Consider the following 2,554-nt stretch of genomic DNA (forward strand, 5'->3'; position numbering starts at 1 on the left):
CTGAAATTTATCAACTTCTTTTTAAAACTTATTCTCTAAATCCTAATGAATGTATATTTATTGATGATGTTTTTGAAAATATTGAAGGGGCTAAAAATCAAGGAATGGAAGTTATCCACCTTACAAATCCCGAACTTTTAAAAGATAAATTAATAGAAAAAGGAATAAAATTATAAAGTAAAAATTTAATTTAAAAAGAGTACAGATAAATTTTTTAATATTTTTATCTGTACTCTTTTTTATTATAATAATTTTATCTAAAATTTATTATAAAATTTATATTTTTAATTTTTTCTTATACTTTTTATGTTATTAATTTCCTTAATATTTTATTTTGAAGAATCAATTAGCTTATTAAACACTTCAACTGTTTTTTCTATATCTCCCATAGCAGTATGCCTATTATCAAAAGAAAGATTAAAATATTTAATTGCATCATCTAAAGAATTAATTTCCTTTCCATTAAATTTTCCAGCTATTGAAAAAAATCTAAAAATACTCGCTGTATCTAAACTTCTATAAGATATGAATTCTTCATAATCTTTTCCTACTTCACTATATAGTTCTTTTAAAAATTTGATATCAAAATTTACATTATGTCCACAAAGTATAGCTTTTTCATTAGTAAAGTTTTTCTTTATAAATTCATTAATTTTTTTTACAACTTCTTGTTTTTCTAAACCTATTTTTTTAATAATTTCTAAATCTAATTGATTTATTTTCATCGCTATTTCTGTTACATTATATTCTTCTTCTTTTACAAAAAATTCTGCTTTATCTAAATTTTTTTTATTTTCCCAACATATTAATGCGATAGATAGTAAACTATTTTCTTTTTCATTTGTTCCACCTGTTTCTGTATCAATAAATAATAGTTTCATTATTTTTCCTCCGATTCTAATATAAGTTTATAGTATAAAGCTACCAAAGTCTCATTTCCACAATAAGCATAGTATCTTTTGTATTTAATGTGAAAAGCTAACCAACTCAAAAAAGCTATTATGCTTAATAAAAAATTTGGTATTTTTTTATTTATGATTTCAGTTAAATAATTATCATTAAATAATATCAAAAAAAAGTTTATAAAAAATATAAAAGATAAAGAACGATATAAAGTATATTTAGCTAAAAAGACTGAACTAAGAGATTTAATAGAGCCTGTGAAAAAAATTCTGTAAATTAAATAATACTAATTTTTAATAGCTTTCTATGATAAAATTAATATCATAGGAGGCTATTTTTTATGGAAAAGAAAAAAAGAAAAGGTATTCAAATGACTGAAGGAAAAAGAAATATCATTGCTCAACTTATTAATGAGTATGACATTCAATCTGCAGAAGATATTCAAGATGCTTTAAAAGATTTACTTGGAGGAACTATTCAAGAAATGCTTCAAGCTGAAATGACTGAACATTTAGGATATGAAGAGTATCAACGTTCTGATAATTCTAACTCTCGTAATGGCAAAAAATCTAAAATTATTCATAGCAAATACGGAGAATCTTTAATTGATGTTCCTCAAGATAGAGATGGATCTTTTGAACCTAGAGTTGTTAGAAAACATCAAAAAGATATATCTGCCATAGATGATAAAATTATCTCTATGTATGCTAAAGGTATGACTACGCGTCAAATATCTGAGCAAATTGAAGACATATATGGATTCGAAGTTAGCGAAGGACTTGTTTCTAATATCACAGATAAGCTTCTTCCACAAATAGAAGAATGGCAACAAAGACCTTTATCTAGGATTTATCCTGTTATTTTTGTTGATGCTATTCATTTTTCTGTTAGAGATAATGGAATAATCAAGAAAAAAGCAGCATATATAATTTTGGGAATAAATGATGAAGGAAAAAAAGAAGTTTTAAGTATAGAAATTGGAGAAAATGAAAGCAGTAAATATTGGTTAGGAGTTTTTAATAATCTTAAAAATAGAGGTGTTAACGATATTTTAATATTATGTGCTGATGGTTTATCTGGAATGAAAGATGCAGTCACTGTTGCTTTTCCAAAGACAGAATATCAACGTTGTATCGTTCATCAAGTGCGTAATACATTAAGATATATTCCTGATAAAGATAAAAAATTATTTGCAAATGATTTAAAAAGTATATACCAAGCTCCATCAGAAAAAATAGCTTTACAAAATTTGGAAAAAGTAACTGAAACTTGGGAAAAAATATATCCAAATTCTATGAAAAGCTGGAATAAAAATTGGGATGTAATAAGTCCTATTTTCAAATTTTCAATGGAAGTTAGAAAAGTAATTTATACAACAAACGCAATAGAAAGTTTAAATAGTGTTTATCGTCGCTTAAATAGTCAAAGAAGTGTATTTCCTAGCGATACAGCTCTATTAAAAGCTCTTTATTTAGCTACATTTGAAGCGACTAAAAAATGGACATCAACTTTAAGAAATTGGGGAAAAATCTATGGGGAACTTCAAATAATGTTTGAAGATCGCTTTTAATAAATAGAGGTTAACTAAATATGAAAAGAACGCTCTCTAAAAGAGAGTGCTCTTGACATAAACTAAAATATATAGTAAAAC

At 24.9% G+C, this 2,554-nt stretch carries 3 protein-coding genes; 2 read left to right on the top strand and 1 reads right to left on the bottom strand.

The window, feature by feature from the left end:
- Window positions 1-5 precede the first annotated feature (5 nt).
- Window positions 6-176: an HAD-IA family hydrolase gene (locus Q1J48_RS05250; RefSeq protein ID WP_300361724.1), complete on the top strand. Its 171-nt coding sequence runs from the start codon at window positions 6-8 to the stop codon at window positions 174-176.
- Window positions 177-329: 153 nt separating this feature from the next.
- Here the strand turns inward: Q1J48_RS05250 and Q1J48_RS05255 are convergent, their stop codons facing one another.
- Window positions 330-881, bottom strand: coding sequence for a 3'-5' exonuclease (locus tag Q1J48_RS05255; protein WP_300361722.1), 552 nt, complete (start codon window positions 879-881; stop codon window positions 330-332).
- Between the two features lie 392 nt (window positions 882-1,273).
- Between Q1J48_RS05255 and Q1J48_RS05260 the strand changes: the two genes are divergently transcribed.
- The gene (locus Q1J48_RS05260) at window positions 1,274-2,473 is read left to right on the top strand and encodes an IS256 family transposase (protein WP_300361726.1); all 1,200 of its coding nucleotides are present in this window, start codon (window positions 1,274-1,276) and stop codon (window positions 2,471-2,473) included.
- Window positions 2,474-2,554 lie beyond the last annotated feature (81 nt).

It is taken from the genome of Fusobacterium sp. (assembly GCF_029258315.1).
In the GTDB taxonomy this organism is placed as follows: Bacteria; Fusobacteriota; Fusobacteriia; order Fusobacteriales; family Fusobacteriaceae; genus Fusobacterium_B.